Genomic DNA, 15,929 nt, shown 5'->3' on the forward strand with positions numbered 1-15,929 from the left:
TGTGCCCGACCTTCCTTGCTAAAACGCAACCCATTAGTCAAATTAATTCAAAAAACTATTCTTATAAGCCCTGGTATATCTCCCCATGAAAATTATGCAGCTTTTACCCGCCCTGAACTCTGGGGGGGTTGAGAGGGGGACCGTTGATCTTGCCCGCTACCTGGTAGCAGGTGGTCATCAGTCAATCGTTGTTTCCAGTGGGGGGAGCATGGTCGAGCAGCTACAAGCTGAGGGCTCAGTCCACATAGAACTGCCAATCCACAAAAAGTCTCTTTTAAGCCTGTTACAGGTCAGATCACTTCGAAAGGTTATCTCTCGTGAGAAGCCCGATATCATCCATGTGCGTTCCAGAGTTCCAGCTTGGCTAGCCTATCTTGCCTGGCGAAATCTTGACCCCGCTAAGCGCCCCCGCCTTGTAAGCACGGCTCATGGCCTTTACTCGATAAATCGATACAGTGCGATTATGGCGAAAACCGAACAGGTAATCGCTATTTCAGAATGTGTGAATAACTACTTACTGGAGAACTATGCAAACGATCTAAAGCGCCCCCCACAGATCGTTTACCGGGGTGTAGATACAGATGAGTTCAATCCCGATATCCAGCCACCGGTGTCCTGGTACCAAAAAGTACACCAGGATTTCCCCCAGCTTGCCGGCAAGCGCTGGCTCCTCTTACCCGGCCGGCTGACCCGCTGGAAGGGGCAAGAAGACTTTATCGATCTAATCCATCAACTAGTCAAAAACCGTTCTGATGTTCACGGCATCATTCTCGGCGGAGCGGAGAAGAACAAGCAGCACTACGCCGATGAATTGGAACAAAAAATTTGCTCAATGAAGCTTGAGAACCACCTTACTCTAGTTGGTCATCGTAGTGATATACGCCACTGGTATAGTGCCTCCAGTTTGGTGTATAACCTATCACGTCGACCTGAGCCATTTGGCAGAACCGTTATAGAGTCCGCAGCAATTGGCACACCTGTCATCGGTTATAACATTGGGGGCCCGGCAGAGTCGCTGAACGCCTGTTTCCCTCAAGGGCTAGTTGATATCAATGATCCAGAAGCCTTATTCACGCGTACTCAGGAATTGCTCGACAGCCCTGGGCAAAAGCCTCATTTATCTACCGATTTCACATTGGGAAGGCAGGCCGAACACACTATTGAAATCTACAAGAGCCTACTCACAGAGCGTACCGGAGCGAACCCGCGTGATTAATTTGAGCCAGAGCGAGCCGTTTGCCAGCGGAGGCAATCGCTTTTGCTACCGACACCCGGAGCGGTCTGAACTCTGTGTCAAGGTGATGCGACCCGGCCGAACAGCGGAGCTATTGGGACGAGCTCCCTGGTACAAAACCTGGCGAGGGGAATCATATTTTGATGACAATCTTCGCGAACAGGAAGGTTATAGCCAGCGGGCCATTGCAACTAATCGAGATGGGCTTTGGCAACATCTGCCTCGATGGTTTGGGATACAGGAGACCAGCTTAGGCCCCGCTGCCGTCACTGATATGATTCTTGACGCTGATGGCAATCCGGCACCTACTCTTCGCCAATACCTAAACAAATATGGACTCAATGCCGAGGTGCGCGAATCTTTACAGCACTTTTCTGAGTGGCTACTTGAGTATGAAGTACTCACCAAAAATCTGATTGCCCACAATCTGGTCCTGCGAAAAGAGCAGGGGAAACTACAAACTTACCTGATTGATGGGCTGGGTTGTTCCTCTTTCCTGCCTCTGCCAAAAATTTCTAGCTACTTTGCGAAACGCTATATCCATCGCCGTATCGAGCGCATGTGGCTGAGAGTCGAGTGGGAAATTTCCGATAAGGAAACCCCCTGGCGAAAATATGAAGCTGAGGGACTCAAGCGCTAACGGCTTGGCAACCCTGATCGACGCAACAATGCTTGAGCACACAATAGGTATTGATCCAGGGGGTCACGCTGGCCTCCTGCCTTCACCTCAAGCTTTTCACTAACCAAACCTTGATCCAAAAGTCGTAATACCGCTGAACGCACCTTATTAGACTTGCTGCGACTCGGAACCCGAATTACACCGACTTGGGCCCGACTTTGTAACGACTCGAATAGCATAGAGATACTGTCCTCAGTGACCCAGATTGTCTCCGCTTCCGACAACTGCTTCTGAAGCCAGCCCGCCGGACAAGAGCGCCAGTCAACCAACTCAACACTGCTTTTCTCCAGCTGCTCCATGGTACCCGCCGGTGTTCTCCGACTGTCAGAGATACACCAACTCAAGGGTTGGGCCAATAATTTCTCAACTTGCTCCCGGATTGAGAGGGTATCCCAACTGTAATGCTTACTGGGTCCACCCAATAAAATAAGCCCCCTTCCAGGCTGCAGTACATCGCTCTCAAGCGGTTCAGTCAGTGCGCCCTGGCTCACAATCACATTAGGTAGAGGGGGCGGACGGTCGTGTTCGGGTACGACCGCAAAATCAAACCAGCTGTAGGGTAACAAAGGGCGGTTAATTGCCACCGCGCGACCACCAAACCGGCAACGGGCAGACAACATAGGAAGCCGGCTGCGGCGACCTGTGCCAATTAGAAAGTCTGGGGCTGGCAACTCTTCCAGCTCCTCTCCGGCTTTTAGGAGAATACGGCTGGCTGTATATTCTGGTGATATATCAAAAACCTGCACCTCCCCGATATAGCTCCTGCGCACCCCTTCAATCAGAGCTGCGCTCTGCTTTTCATGGGCCCGGTTGCCATCTAAAAAACGCCAAATAGTAAGTTGCAAGATAGGACCCTAAACTACTGAAACACCGGAATATAAGGCAGTGTACCTAGCGCATGCCAGTGGAGCTACTGTAACAAGGCTATGGGAGCCCCAAAACATCCAGTATACTCCTTCCAGGGATTTCCAAAGGGCGTCCCCAGTGAATCCATGCCTCTCAGGAGACCCCGTTAAAGCGCTCAGCCAAACAGACATCCGCTACTACTTTGTGTAAAGCCCCACAATTATCACCAAAAAGCAAAATTTGAGCGTTCATGGACAACAGACTTTTATATAGTACCCACCCATACAGCCTATTTTCGCGCACCTAAATACAAAATTTTCTGAATGGCCGACAGTTGCACCTATGCCTGAACTTGGAAGTACTCTAAACAAGCTTTCCCAGCCCATTTATCGCCAGCAAAGCTCACTGTGGATTTCAGGTCTGCTCAAATGGGCCTTTCTTGGATTATTTCTGCTGGTATGTGGTTACTATGTTTCCCCCAAAGTTTCAGGGGTACAAACCAGCTTTTATCTAACTTTACTACCCACAGCCTTTTTACTGCTGGTATGGAGGAAGAGCTATCACTTCTTAATTTCCTGGCAATTCCTAACCTTTTGTAGCCTGCCAATCATTCTAGCGCTATCAACACTGTGGGCCTCACCGGACACCGCAGATGTTTATAGGCAATCCGATTACTACTGGAAATTGGTTTTATACCTAGCTCTATTCTATTGCGCTGTTTTCTTCCTACTGGAACAATACGGCGACAACATCCTCCATAAGCTATTACTCTCACTTATTGCGATTGGACTGCTGTCCGGTATTGCCTCATTAGTTTCTTACTCCCTTGACGGCGGACTACAGAATCTGCACCGAATTGGCGGTATATCTCTTGAGGGCAATATTGATAAAACAGGAATGCTATTTGGCTTCCACGCTCTTTTTTGCTGCTACGGCCTCTACCAAAACCCCCGCATTTGGCGCTGGTTATCAGGAGCGGGCTTACTCACCTCCTGTATCTATATAGTTTTGTCACAAACCAAAGTCCCGATTGTTATGGCCGGCTTCTCAATCTTTTTGGTTGTATTCGGCAACCTTTCACGACTGCTGAAGATACTCGTTGTTGTTGCCATAGTTTGCGTACTGCCCCTAGCCTATTTTACGTTATATGGTGATCTGCCTCTTCTACACCGGGGTAGTGCCTATTCCGTTCGCATGACGCTCTGGCAAAAGACACTTGAAGAGTTCCTGCAATCCCCACTGTTTGGTCAAGGCCTAGTGCACAAGAAGTTTATCGAGCTAAACAGAATGGTGCCCCATCCACATAATTTCCTCCTGGATATCGCACGCTTCAGTGGAATATTGGGGGTGGCCGCTTGTGCCTGGCAAGGACTCGCAGCCCTGTGGACAGTGAGATCCAAAGAGAGGCTTCTGAGCTGGATTCCCGGTTTGTACTTCACCTGGTTCCTATTCGGTGTATTGGCAATGCTGACATACGCCCAGCAACCTTTGGCCAAGCCCAATTATATTTGGTTCTTTTACTGGATTCCCCTAGCTATCCTGCTGGCACGAAGCAGCATTGAAGACCGGGGCTTGAGCCATTGTAAAACTATCCAGGAAAGTAACCCTCAAAAACAGTAACCGCTGAGAGATAGAGTCACACTGATGAATGTAACCGTATTTGGCACCGGCTATGTGGGCCTGGTGCAAGCAGCAGTCTTAGCCGAAGCTGGCAATAAAGTAGTTTGTATCGATATAGACGCGGACAAGATCAACCGCCTCAAACAGGGCATTATCCCCATTTATGAGCCCGGCCTCGAACCTATGGTGAAGAACAGTATCACCACAGGCAATCTATCTTTTTCAACCGATGCCGCCTTTGGCGTAGAACACGGTGAACTGATCTTTATCGCTGTGGGCACCCCTCCAGATGAGGACGGCTCAGCAGACCTTCGCCATGTGTTAACTGTTGCAAGGACTATTGCAAGCCACATGGAGTGCAAAAAATACATCATCAACAAGTCCACAGTACCTGTGGGTACAGCCGACAAAGTGCGGGCTGCTGTTGAAGAAGAACTGGCTGAGCGGGATAAGTCCGATCTGCCCTTCGATGTTATTTCCAACCCTGAATTCCTCAAGGAGGGGTCGGCGCTCAATGACTGTATGCGGCCAGACCGGATTATTATCGGCACCTCCGAAACAGAATCAGAACAGAAGCTTCGCCACCTGTACGCACCATTTAACCGAAATCACGAAAAAATCCTGGTGATGGACGTAAAAAGTGCGGAGCTGACCAAGTATGCCGCCAACTGCATGCTGGCAACCAAGATCAGCTTTATGAATGAAATGGCAAATATTGCCGATAAAGTGGGCGCTGATATTGAAGCAGTTCGGGCCGGAATCGGCTCAGACCCTCGAGTTGGTTACCAGTTTATCTACGCAGGTATCGGCTACGGTGGCTCATGTTTCCCTAAAGATGTGAAAGCCCTGATTTCCTCGGCTCAACAGCTGGGCATTGCTGCAGATATTCTTGCCGCCGTGGAATCCCGCAACGAGCGCCAGAAACACTATCTCGCCGAAAAAATACAACGTCATTTTAACGGAGATATTCAGGGCAAAACTTTTGCGCTCTGGGGCCTGTCATTCAAACCCAATACAGATGATATGCGCGAAGCCCCAAGCCGTGTGCTGTTAGCTCGATTGTGGGAGCAGGGTGCGAAGGTGCGGGCATTTGACCCTGAGGCCATGGAGGAGTGTCAGCGAATTTTTGGCGATCGCGAAGACCTGACCCTTTGCGACTCCAAGACAGAGGCTTTACAGGGTGCCGACGCCCTGATTGTCGCGACCGAATGGCAACAGTTCAAATCTCTTGATATCGATGAAGTAAGCAGCGCTCTCAGTGCCCCGGTTGTGTTTGACGGACGCAACCAGTACGAACCAGAGGAAATGCGTGAGGCAGGCTTTGATTATTACTGCGTAGGACGCCCGGACACCACCAGCTCTTACTAAGTAAGCCTTACTTAAAATAAAAACCCGGCATCTGCCGGGTTTTTATTTTCCATCATGCTATTCGCATCTTAACTTCCGCCTGGCCCGCCACATCACTGAGCCAGCCCCGATGCGCGGCACTACGCCCATGTACCACATCAAAATAAAGGTTTTGCAAACGCCCGGTAATAGGGCCGCGACGACCACTGCCGATAGAACGCCCATCCAATTCACTAATGGGCAATACTTCCGCCGCTGTGCCAGTAAAAAACGCTTCGTCAGCGATATAGACTTCGTCCCGAGTGATACGCTTCTCTAGTACCCTATAGCCGCACTCCCGCGCCAGCTCAATAACTGTATCGCGGGTAATTCCATCCAGGCACGAAGTCAGCTCCGGGGTATATATAGTCCCATCGCGAACAATGAAGACATTTTCTCCACTACCCTCAGCAACATAACCCTCGGGGTCCAGTAATAACGCCTCCTCGCACCCATTGCGCACCGCCTCCTGTAACGCCAACATCGAGTTTATATAGTTGCCATTGGCTTTCGCCTTACACATGCTGATATTCACATGGTGTCGGGTGTATGAGGAGGTATTCACCTTAATCCCCTGCTCCAGCGCCTCGGGGCTCATATAGCTGGGCCACTCCCAGGAAGCGACGATCACATGGGTTGAAAGATTTTCCGCGCGCAACCCCATTCCCTCTGACCCGTAAAATACCATTGGCCTTAGATACGCTTGGCGCAGGTTATTTTCGCGCACTACAAGCCGCTGAGCTTCATTCAGCTCATCAGTGCTATAGGGCATTGGGATATTCATTATTTTTGCAGAGCGAAACAACCGACGGGTGTGCTCTTGCAAACGAAAGATACTGGTGCCGTTACCGGTTTCATAAGCCCGTACGCCTTCAAACACCCCCATTCCATAATGCAGGGTATGAGTGAGGACATGCACCCGGGCATCGCGCCAGGGAACCAATTCACCATCAAACCAGATAACGCCGTCGCGGTCGGCAAAAGACATGGGTAACTCCTACAAATCCTGAAAAACAGTTTAATCGGGCAGCAGGTAGAAACCCGGTGTTAACCGAGTAATTGCTGCCAGTTTGTTTGAACGGTCTTTCTTTCCGCTGTGAATTGGTCATCGCTCACAATCCCTGGCAGTTGTTGTAGTGCCAGGCGATGACCTTCAGATCGGTAGGCTTTGTAGGCGTCGATCAGATGTCCGGCTTGTTGGGCCGGCATCAGGCCTGCGTCAATCAGACTTTCGAGAATGCGAATATTATCGGTATACCGCACGATCGAGGGCGAAGTTTTTGCCCAGGCCAGAGCAGCATATTGAACCATAAATTCAATATCGACAATACCGCCCTCACCGTGCTTTAGATCAAACTTTTTATCGTTGCTCTTATCGAGGTGCGCACGCATTTTATTGCGCATTTCCACCACCTCATCACGCAATTTATCGCTCTTTCGCGACTGGCAAAGCAATTTCGTACGCAACTGTTGAAACGACTCACTCAGGCGGAGACTACCGGCGACAGATCGAGCTCTCACCAGTGCCTGATGCTCCCAGGTCCAGGCACTCTCCCTCTGGTACTTTTCAAAGGCAGCCAATGAAGTCACCAAGAGTCCTGAATTACCCGAAGGGCGCAGTCTTGTGTCTACCTCATAAAGAGGCCCGCTCAATGTACGGGTTTGCAATATGTGGATAAGTCGCTGTGCTAGTCGGGTAAAAAAGCTCAGGTTATCAATACTGGTTTTACCGTCGGTAACCTGCATCGCATCTGCATCGTGCACAAAAACAATATCCAGGTCAGAACCGTGGCCAAGCTCCAATCCCCCCAGCTTTCCATAGGCGATAATGGCAAAGTGCATATCCTCTGCCGAGGCCCCCGCAGGCACACCGTATTTATCCACCATCTGTGCCCAGGCGAGTTGCAATGACTGCTGCAATATCGCCTCTGCCAACCAAGTAAGGGAATCACTGACTTTCATCAAAGGCAGGGCACCATTCACCTCTTGTGCCGCAATGCGCAGGCTTTGACTCTGTTTAAAATATCGAAGCGCCTCCATTTGCAATTCCAGATCTTCAGGATCGATCCGCAACAATTCGAGACGCAGCTCATTGGCAATATCTGCCGCCGTAGAGGGTGCTAGTAACCTGCGGGAATCCAGTAACTCATCCAGCAGAATTGGATGGCGCGCAAGTTGCTCAGCAATCCACGGACTGGCACTACAGAGGCGCACCAGCTGGTTGAGCACGGGGGGATTTTCATTAATCAGGACGAGATAGGCACTGCGACGCAGTACTGAGCGCACTAAAGGTAAAACACGGGTTAGCACTAACAAGGGATCAGCCTGTAACCCAGCTGCGGCGAGTAACGTAGGCATAAATTGATCCAGGCGCGCGCGGGAAGAGGCGGGAAGGGCTGCAACCATTGTTGACTGGCACAGCTCTTTTAAGTGCTCGAGTGCCTGCGGTGGCGGAAGAAACCCTGCACTTTCCAAAAGCTGCAAATTCTCTTCATTCGCGGTTTCATCGGCGCAACTTGCCCAGAGTCCCTGCCACTCTTCAGCCACACTGGGGGCGGCCAGCTCCTCTGGTGGAGCGATTACAGTATCGAACTCCCGCTCAACCAAGGAACGAACATCGACCAGCTCACTCTCCAATTGCTCCCAATTATCGCGACCCAGGGCAAATGCCAATTTTTCCCTTTCTTCCTCCTCAGCTGGGAGTGCCTGTGTCTGTTGATCCCGGTAAGCTTGCAGTGCGTGTTCGACTCTCCGCAGCAGCAAATAACAACTGGTCAGTTCACTGGCCACTCCCGGTTCAACATGGCCATCACTTTCCAAAAGGGGCAGCAGCTTGAGCAAGCTGCGCTCGCGCAGGGCGGGTTCGCGCCCTCCGCGAATTAACTGGAATGCCTGGGCGATAAATTCCAACTCGCGTATGCCGCCCCGCCCAAGTTTGATATTGTCCGTTAAACCGCGAGCGCGCACTTGCCGCTGTATCAGGGCTTTCATTTCACGCAAAGCATCAATAGCACTGAAGTCGATATAGCGGCGATAAGTAAATGGGCGCAACAGCTCCATCAACTCTTCAGCAAACTCTTCCCTGCCAGCAACAGGGCGAGCTTTGACCATGGCGTAGCGCTCCCACTCACGCCCTTGAGTCTGGTAATAGTCCTCCAGAGCGGCGAAATGGCTTACCAGGGGGCCACTATCACCGTAGGGGCGCAAACGCATATCTACACGAAAAACAAAACCATCCGCATTGATTCCATCCAGTGATTTAATCAAGCGCTGGCCGAGTTTTTGGAAAAACTGCTGATTTTCTACACTCTTTTCGCCATCGGTATAACCGGGCTCTGGGTAGGCAAAGATCAGGTCAATATCCGATGAGAGATTGAGCTCCCGGGCCCCCAATTTGCCCATCCCCAACACCACCATCGACTGACTATCGCCGGCTTTATTACGAGGCTCTCCATAGCGCTCAACTAACTTTTCATGGTGCCATCGCATCGCCGTGCGAATAGATAGCTCTGCCAATTCACTGAGGCGCAGACATGCCTGAGGAATATCCCATTGGCCGGTAAAATCGCGAAATATGACCTCAGCTGTTGCCCGGTTACGCAATAAGCGCAATTGAAGGTCTAACTCCTCATCGCTTTCTATGGTCGGCAGGGAGAGCCCGAGATCTTGTTTAAGTAACAAATCCCGTAAAAACTCTGGGCGGCGACAGCACTGTTGATAAAAAAATTCTGAACCAATTAAGCTCCGAGCCACTCCCTGCGCAAGCAATGGCTCTGCCAGCAAGCTCTCCACCTCAACAACAAGCGCGGCCTCCGCCAGTTCACACCAGTCATGCCATAGTGACTGAAGTTGAGCGCGGATGGGTTTTGGGCACGGAATGTTGTCAAACATGAGGGGCAGTCCTTGGTGCGAATATCAGCGGGCAATTCTGCCTAGCTATCGACATTCCGATAGCTAGCGGTGGTATCGGATAATGATGAGTGGCCGAGCAAGCCCGCCTTCCGGTCACTTCATTGGCCTCGACATCTTCAAACAGTTATATCAGAGAAGCCTCTCAAGCTAGAAAGCGATATCCGGCGGTGGGGCCACCCTCAATACCTCTGCCACAGTGGTCAAACCCGCCGCTACTTTTTTCGCACCGGAAAGCCTGAGACTATTCATACCTTCGCGCATCGCCTGGCGCCGCAGTTGCTGTAGATCACAATCGGAAGTGACAATAGTTTGTACCGACTCGCTAAATGGCAGGATTTCATAAATTCCCTGACGCCCACGATAGCCCGTATTACGACACTCCAAGCAACCTTCCGGCCGGTAGACTTTCTCTGGCAGCGGCGCTCTCCAGGGTTTGACCAGAGACTGCCAATCGGCCTCTTCAATTTTGTCCTCCTGCTTGCAACTGGGACATAGTGTGCGCACCAAGCGCTGGGCCATCACCCCGAGGATGGTGGATTTCAACAAATAGTGGGGCAAGCCCAGATCCAATAAGCGGGTGACTGCTGTTGGAGCATCATTGGTATGCAGAGTTGAGATAACCAGGTGGCCTGTCAGTGCCGCTTGAACCGCCATCTGAGCGGTTTCCAGATCTCGAATCTCGCCCACCATGATAATATCTGGATCCTGGCGCATCAGGGTTCTGATACCCGCAGCAAAATCAAAGCCAATAGCATGGTGAACCTGGGTTTGGTTAAAGCTCTCTTCTACCATTTCAATAGGGTCTTCAACGGTAGAGACATTCACCGCACTAGTCGCCAGCTGCTTGAGGCCTGTATACAAAGTGGTAGTTTTCCCCGAGCCGGTAGGGCCGGTGACCAGTACGATTCCATTGGGCCGTGACAGCATCGTCTGCCAACGAGCCAAGTCATCGCCACCCAGCCCCAGGTCTGAATAAGATCGCGCGAGAACTTCCGGGTCGAAGATACGCATTACCAACTTCTCCCCAAACGCGGTGGGCAAAGTAGAGAGGCGCAACTCCACCTCACTGCCATCAGGCCTTTTTGTCTTGATACGGCCATCCTGGGGTTTGCGCTTCTCTGCTACATTCATGCGCCCTAGAATCTTCAGGCGACTGGTAACCGCAGCATTCACTTGATCTGGTAACTCATGAATTGGATGCAAAACACCATCAATACGAAAGCGTATTCGCCCCACTTCCCGGCGCGGTTCAATATGGATATCACTGGCTCGCTGGTCAAAGGCGTGCTGCAACAACCAATCGACGATATTGACGATGTGTTGATCGTTGGCTTCAGGGTCCTTTAAGGTGCCCAACTCCAGCAACTGTTCAAAATTATTTGCTGCTGAGGTTCCCTGAAGGCCGCTTGCGCCAGAGATTGAATTGGAAAGGGAGTAAAATTCGACGCAATGTCGCTTAATATCGGCCGGATCAGCTACCACACGGCAGACCTTGCGGCCGGTGGTATGTTCCAGCTGCTCTTCCCAGCCATGTGTAAACGGTTGAGCTGTTGCCACCACCAGCTCTTCAGCGCTCGCCTCAACACAGAGAATTTGGTGTCGCTTGGCAAACTGAAAGCTCATCACCTCGGTGACAGCGCTTACATTAACCTTAAGCGGGTCTATATGATACAAGGGGTGAGAGGAGCTCTCAGCCAACCAGGCACTGAGGACTTCCCTACTCAGCAAGCTCCCAGGTTGCTTGCGGTTGGCCAGGTCACAACTGGCTATATAGCTGAGCGGGTGCATCTGGGCCTGTTCTGCAGTCCGCGGAGTACCTACGATGCGGTTGGCATCCTCTCGGCTAACAAAGCCCTGCCCCACCAAATCCTCTAGTAATCCGCGCAGTTCCAGTATGCGGTCTGCAACTCTGCTTTCTGCCATTGGCAACCCCTTTATTCTCATATGGCGACGTTGCATTGTAGCCCTATCATCAAGCTGTGAAAGTGCGCTGTTAACGCACTGTTACGAAGTTGCCCCGATTGGGGTACCATGCCGCCGTTTTCGCATTCTGAGCAATGGAGCTAACCATGGCCCTGTCGAATATTGCCAACTTATTTGGCCGCTCTCCGATTAAGCCAATCGAGAAGCATATGGCTACGGCCCACGAGGCATCGGCTGACCTGATCCCCTTCTTTGAAGCACTGATCAAAGGTGACCTCAAAGAGGCAGAACAGATTCAACTGCGCATCTCCGCCTCGGAGAACCGCGCTGACGATATCAAGAGAGACCTGCGCCTGCATCTGCCGGACAGCCTGTTTATGCCAGTGTCCAGGACTGACTTGCTGGAATTGCTGCATGCCCAGGATGAGGTAGCCAACACTGCCCAGGATATCGCTGGTCTGGCTGTAGGCAGGAAGATGCAGATTCCCGCACCTCTCCAATCCTTGATGACCACCTTTGTGGAGAGCGCCGTCGCCACCTCTGCACAGGCACTGCGCGCGATCAACGAACTGGACGAGTTGCTGGAAAGTGGCTTTGCAGGGCGCGAGGTGGATATCGCCAAACGCATGACCGAAGAGCTGGATGAACTGGAGCGCAAGTCAGACAAGCTTGAAGTCGAAATTCGCGCGTCGCTGTTTGCTATTGAGAAAGACTTACCTCCGGTGGACGTTATGTTCCTCTACCGGGTTATTGAATGGATCGGTGAACTCGCCGATCGCGCCCACAGCGTGGGCAACCGATTGCAGTTGTTGTTAGCACGTTAGGGGGTTTGGCGTGGAAATTATTAGTCAATACGGCCATATATTATTGATTTTGGCCTGTGTGGCAGGCTTCTTTATGGCCTGGGGCGTCGGTGCCAACGACGTAGCCAACGCCATGGGTACCTCCGTAGGTTCCCGTGCACTGACTATCAAGCAGGCGATTGTTATCGCCATGATCTTTGAATTTGCCGGCGCCTATTTGGCAGGCGGAGAGGTTACCGCAACCATCCGCAAAGGCATTATCGATTCTGAAGTCTTCGCCGCCCAACCGCAGCTGTTGGTATACGGTATGCTTTCGGCACTGCTGGCGGCGGGCACCTGGCTGCTGGTAGCCAGTATTCTCGGCTGGCCGGTATCCACCACCCACTCTATTGTCGGCGCAATTGTCGGCTTCTCTGCGGTAGGTATATCCCCAGATGCAGTGGCCTGGGGGAAAGTGGGCAGCATCGTAGCTAGCTGGGTGGTCTCCCCGGTTCTCGCGGGCACCCTTTCTTTCCTGTTATTCCGCAGTGTCCAGCGCCTGATCCTAGACACGGAAGACCCCTTCAACAATGCCAAGCGCTACATCCCCTTCTACATGTTTGCAGTAGGCTGGATGATTGCCATGGTGACCCTTACCAAGGGCCTCAAGCACGTTCTTAAAGATGCCAATATCCAGCTCAGCTTTATCCAGGATGCCGGTATCGCCGCCCTGGTGGGCCTTGCTGTCGCCGGTGTCGGAGTCACCATGCTCAAGCGCGTCCAGCGCGACCCGGCAGCTGAAGCTGAAAACCGTTTCGCCAACGTCGAGCGCGTATTTGCGATCCTGATGGTCTTCACCGCCTGTGCCATGGCCTTCGCTCACGGCTCCAACGATGTCGCCAACGCCGTTGGTCCTCTGGCTGCCGTAGTTAACACCATCCAGAGCGGCGCTATCACCGTTAAATCCACTATGCCTTCCTGGATATTACTGCTCGGCGGTATCGGTATCGTGGTGGGCCTGGCGACATACGGCTTTAAGGTAATGGCCACTATCGGTAAGAAAATCACCGAGCTGACACCGAGCCGTGGCTTCGCTGCCGAGCTGGGTGCGGCCTCCACCGTCGTACTGGCTTCTGGTACAGGCCTGCCAATCTCCACAACTCACACTCTGGTGGGCGCGGTATTGGGTGTTGGCCTGGCGCGGGGTATTGGCGCCCTGAACCTGCGTATGATCACCACTATCGCCGCATCCTGGGTAGTCACCCTGCCAGCGGGTGCAGGTATTGCGATCCTGTTCTTCTACTTCTTCAAAGGCTTGTTCGGCTAAAACCGAAGCAGCACACAGAGCAGATCAGCAAAGGGGGCTAAAGCCCCCTTTTTTATGCCTCTCATATCCACCACTTTAGTAAGGCTCCCTGTCGATATCTATTTCGCTCCTCTGGCATTAATATTTAGGGAAATAAACTGGGCCGAGCCCGCCGACCAATCTATGCCTGCGAATCCACCCTGATGCCATTACTGTTGTTTGTCACTCTTCTGTGGGCCTTTTCCTTCAGTTTGATAGGCGCCTACCTGGCCGGACAGGTGGATAGCTATTTTTCCGCAATGACACGGGTGCTCCTTGCCACAGCGCTATTTCTACCCATGCTGAAAAGGAAGGGTTGCCCTCCCCGTACCGCGATACATTTAATTGTGATCGGTGCTGTACAACTGGGGCTGATGTACTTGTTTTACTACCAGTCATTCTTACTGCTCAGTGTCCCCGAAGTACTTCTATTTACTATTTTCACTCCCCTGTATATCACCGCCCTTGAGGACTTCCTTAACAAGCACTTTTCTGTCTGGAACCTCACTATCGCAGCCGTAGCCGTATTGGGAGCCGCCACTATTCGCTGGGGCTCTCCCAGTAACGACTTTTGGATTGGGTTTGCAGTCGTCCAGGGTGCCAACCTATGTTTTGCCGTGGGGCAGGTGGCATACAAGCGCCTGATGTCCAAAGAGCAAGGCCCCCTCCCGAGACAAACCTTCGCTTGGTTTTTTGTCGGCGCCAGCTTGATCACTGTTATTGCCTGGCTCCTATTTGGAGAACCGCAGTACCCACAGGGCTCACAGCAATGGGGGGTCCTACTCTGGTTGGGATTGGTGGCATCAGGTCTGGGATACTTTTTGTGGAACAAAGGTGCTACGCAGGTCTCTACTGGTACCCTGGCCGCAATGAATAATGCACTGATTCCCGCTGGCTTATTGGTAAATCTGTTAATCTGGAATCGGGATGCCGATCTAACCCGTCTCGCCCTCGGGGGAGGACTGATCGGAGCCGCTGTTATCTTGAATGAATGGCGCAACAAGAGTAGGGAAAGTCACCATGGCGAGTATCGCAGTACCTGACCTGAAGACCCAATTACATCAACTGATCGCCTGCCCCAGTGTCAGTGCAACCGACCCTTCCCTGGATATGGGTAACCGCCCGGTGGTGGAGCTACTGGGTGGATGGTTAGAAGGACTTGGTTTCAATGTAGAGATAATGCCTTTAAAGGGCTCTCCCAACAAAGCCAATATGATTGCTACTCTCGGCGGTAAAAGTGGTGATAAAGGCGGGCTCGTTCTATCCGGACATACTGATACAGTCCCCTTTGACGCGGGGCGCTGGCAATCGGACCCCTTTAAGGTTTTAGAGCGCGACAACCGCTTATACGGTCTCGGCACCAGTGATATGAAGGGTTTTTTCCCTCTGGTCATCGAGGCTGTGCAGACTTTTCTCGACAAGCCTTTACAAAAACCATTGATTGTTTTGGCAACAGCCGATGAAGAAACAAGTATGAGTGGTGCCCGCGCCCTGGTGCAGGCTGGCAAACCCCAAGCGCGCTACGCGGTAATTGGTGAGCCCACCGGGCTTCGCCCGATACGTATGCACAAGGGGGTTATGATGGAAGCAGTGCGTATTACTGGGCAATCCGGCCACTCATCAGATCCCAGTTTGGGGGCCAACGCGCTCGAGGCCATGCATAAAGTTATTGGTGAACTATTAACACTGCGAAAAGAGTGGCAACAAAAATACAACAACCCCGGATTCGCCGTTCCAGTACCCACGATGAACTTAGGCTGTATCCATGGGGGTGACAACCCCAATCGGATCTGCGGCCACACAGAACTCCAGTTTGATATTCGCCCGTTGCCAGGAATGCAGCTTACGGACCTGCGGGAAGAACTAAACAAACGTATCCTTACCATTCCACAAGACAATAAAATTCAGGTGGAAGTGGCCTCTTTATTCCCTGGCACTGCGCCCTTTGAACAGGATGCCCATTCAGAGTTAGTAAAAGTTGCAGAACAACTTTGTGGCCATCCCGCTGAAAGTGTTGCCTTTGGTACTGAAGCGCCCTACTTGAAGAGTTTGAATATTGACACTATCGTGCTCGGCCCCGGCGATATTGACCAAGCTCATCAGCCGGATGAATTTCTCGCCCTGGATCGTATCAACCCTATGGTCAACATTCTGCGCGACTTGATTGGCCGCTTTTGCCTTTAATCTGCCTGCGACAGCCTC

12 protein-coding genes are annotated in these 15,929 nt (G+C 51.8%); 8 read left to right on the plus strand and 4 right to left on the minus strand.

The features are described 5' to 3' along the window. Window positions 1–85: 85 nt before the first annotated feature. Together ACJJIM_RS18065 and ACJJIM_RS18070 are read left to right on the plus strand one after the other, a co-directional pair. A complete protein-coding gene (locus tag ACJJIM_RS18065) occupies window positions 86–1,216 on the plus strand; it encodes a glycosyltransferase family 4 protein (RefSeq protein WP_413663555.1) in 1,131 nt (376 codons plus the stop codon). Further along, on the plus strand, window positions 1,209–1,874 hold the full coding sequence (locus ACJJIM_RS18070) for a YrbL family protein (RefSeq protein WP_413663556.1): 666 nt from the start codon (window positions 1,209–1,211) through the stop codon (window positions 1,872–1,874). Before ACJJIM_RS18065 ends, ACJJIM_RS18070 begins: the two co-directional genes overlap by 8 nt. On the opposite strand, the gene ACJJIM_RS18075 is transcribed toward ACJJIM_RS18070, so the two are convergent. Further along, window positions 1,871–2,758 carry an ELM1/GtrOC1 family putative glycosyltransferase gene (locus tag ACJJIM_RS18075; protein ID WP_413663557.1) on the minus strand — a complete coding sequence of 296 codons (888 nt, stop codon included), beginning with the start codon at window positions 2,756–2,758 and terminating at the stop codon, window positions 1,871–1,873. The genes ACJJIM_RS18070 and ACJJIM_RS18075 overlap by 4 nt on opposite strands. 343 nt (window positions 2,759–3,101) lie before the next feature. On the opposite strand from ACJJIM_RS18075, the gene ACJJIM_RS18080 reads away from it, so the two are divergent. After that, the gene (locus tag ACJJIM_RS18080; RefSeq protein ID WP_413663558.1) at window positions 3,102–4,379 is read left to right on the plus strand and encodes an O-antigen ligase family protein; all 1,278 of its coding nucleotides are present in this window, start codon (window positions 3,102–3,104) and stop codon (window positions 4,377–4,379) included. Between the two features lie 24 nt (window positions 4,380–4,403). Continuing rightward, window positions 4,404–5,747: a UDP-glucose dehydrogenase family protein gene (locus ACJJIM_RS18085; protein ID WP_413663559.1), complete on the plus strand. Its 1,344-nt coding sequence runs from the start codon at window positions 4,404–4,406 to the stop codon at window positions 5,745–5,747. A gap of 52 nt (window positions 5,748–5,799) precedes the next feature. Here ACJJIM_RS18085 and ACJJIM_RS18090 read toward each other — a convergent pair whose 3' ends face one another. The 3 genes from ACJJIM_RS18090 to ACJJIM_RS18100 all read right to left on the minus strand — a co-directional run bounded on the left by ACJJIM_RS18090 (window position 5,800) and on the right by ACJJIM_RS18100 (window position 11,600). After that, the gene (locus ACJJIM_RS18090) at window positions 5,800–6,753 is read right to left on the minus strand and encodes a branched-chain amino acid transaminase (protein WP_444895899.1); all 954 of its coding nucleotides are present in this window, start codon (window positions 6,751–6,753) and stop codon (window positions 5,800–5,802) included. Between the two features lie 59 nt (window positions 6,754–6,812). Beyond that, complete coding sequence (glnE, locus tag ACJJIM_RS18095) at window positions 6,813–9,656, minus strand: bifunctional [glutamate--ammonia ligase]-adenylyl-L-tyrosine phosphorylase/[glutamate--ammonia-ligase] adenylyltransferase (RefSeq protein WP_444911649.1); 2,844 nt, start codon at window positions 9,654–9,656, stop codon at window positions 6,813–6,815. Window positions 9,657–9,824: 168 nt separating this feature from the next. Then, window positions 9,825–11,600, minus strand: coding sequence for a GspE/PulE family protein (locus ACJJIM_RS18100; RefSeq protein WP_444911650.1), 1,776 nt, complete (start codon window positions 11,598–11,600; stop codon window positions 9,825–9,827). Between the two features lie 146 nt (window positions 11,601–11,746). On the opposite strand from ACJJIM_RS18100, the gene ACJJIM_RS18105 reads away from it, so the two are divergent. From ACJJIM_RS18105 to argE, 4 genes are all read left to right on the plus strand, one after another. Then, a complete protein-coding gene (locus ACJJIM_RS18105) occupies window positions 11,747–12,424 on the plus strand; it encodes a TIGR00153 family protein (protein WP_413663563.1) in 678 nt (225 codons plus the stop codon). A 10-nt stretch (window positions 12,425–12,434) separates the two neighbouring features. After that, window positions 12,435–13,709, plus strand: coding sequence for an inorganic phosphate transporter (locus ACJJIM_RS18110; protein WP_444911651.1), 1,275 nt, complete (start codon window positions 12,435–12,437; stop codon window positions 13,707–13,709). A gap of 182 nt (window positions 13,710–13,891) precedes the next feature. Further along, the gene (locus ACJJIM_RS18115; RefSeq protein ID WP_444911652.1) at window positions 13,892–14,770 is read left to right on the plus strand and encodes a carboxylate/amino acid/amine transporter; all 879 of its coding nucleotides are present in this window, start codon (window positions 13,892–13,894) and stop codon (window positions 14,768–14,770) included. Continuing rightward, window positions 14,748–15,911: an acetylornithine deacetylase gene (argE, locus tag ACJJIM_RS18120; RefSeq protein ID WP_444911653.1), complete on the plus strand. Its 1,164-nt coding sequence runs from the start codon at window positions 14,748–14,750 to the stop codon at window positions 15,909–15,911. Before ACJJIM_RS18115 ends, argE begins: the two co-directional genes overlap by 23 nt. Window positions 15,912–15,929: the final 18 nt, after the last annotated feature.

The sequence above is a fragment of the Microbulbifer maximicatervae (SeqCode) genome, from assembly GCF_052467615.1.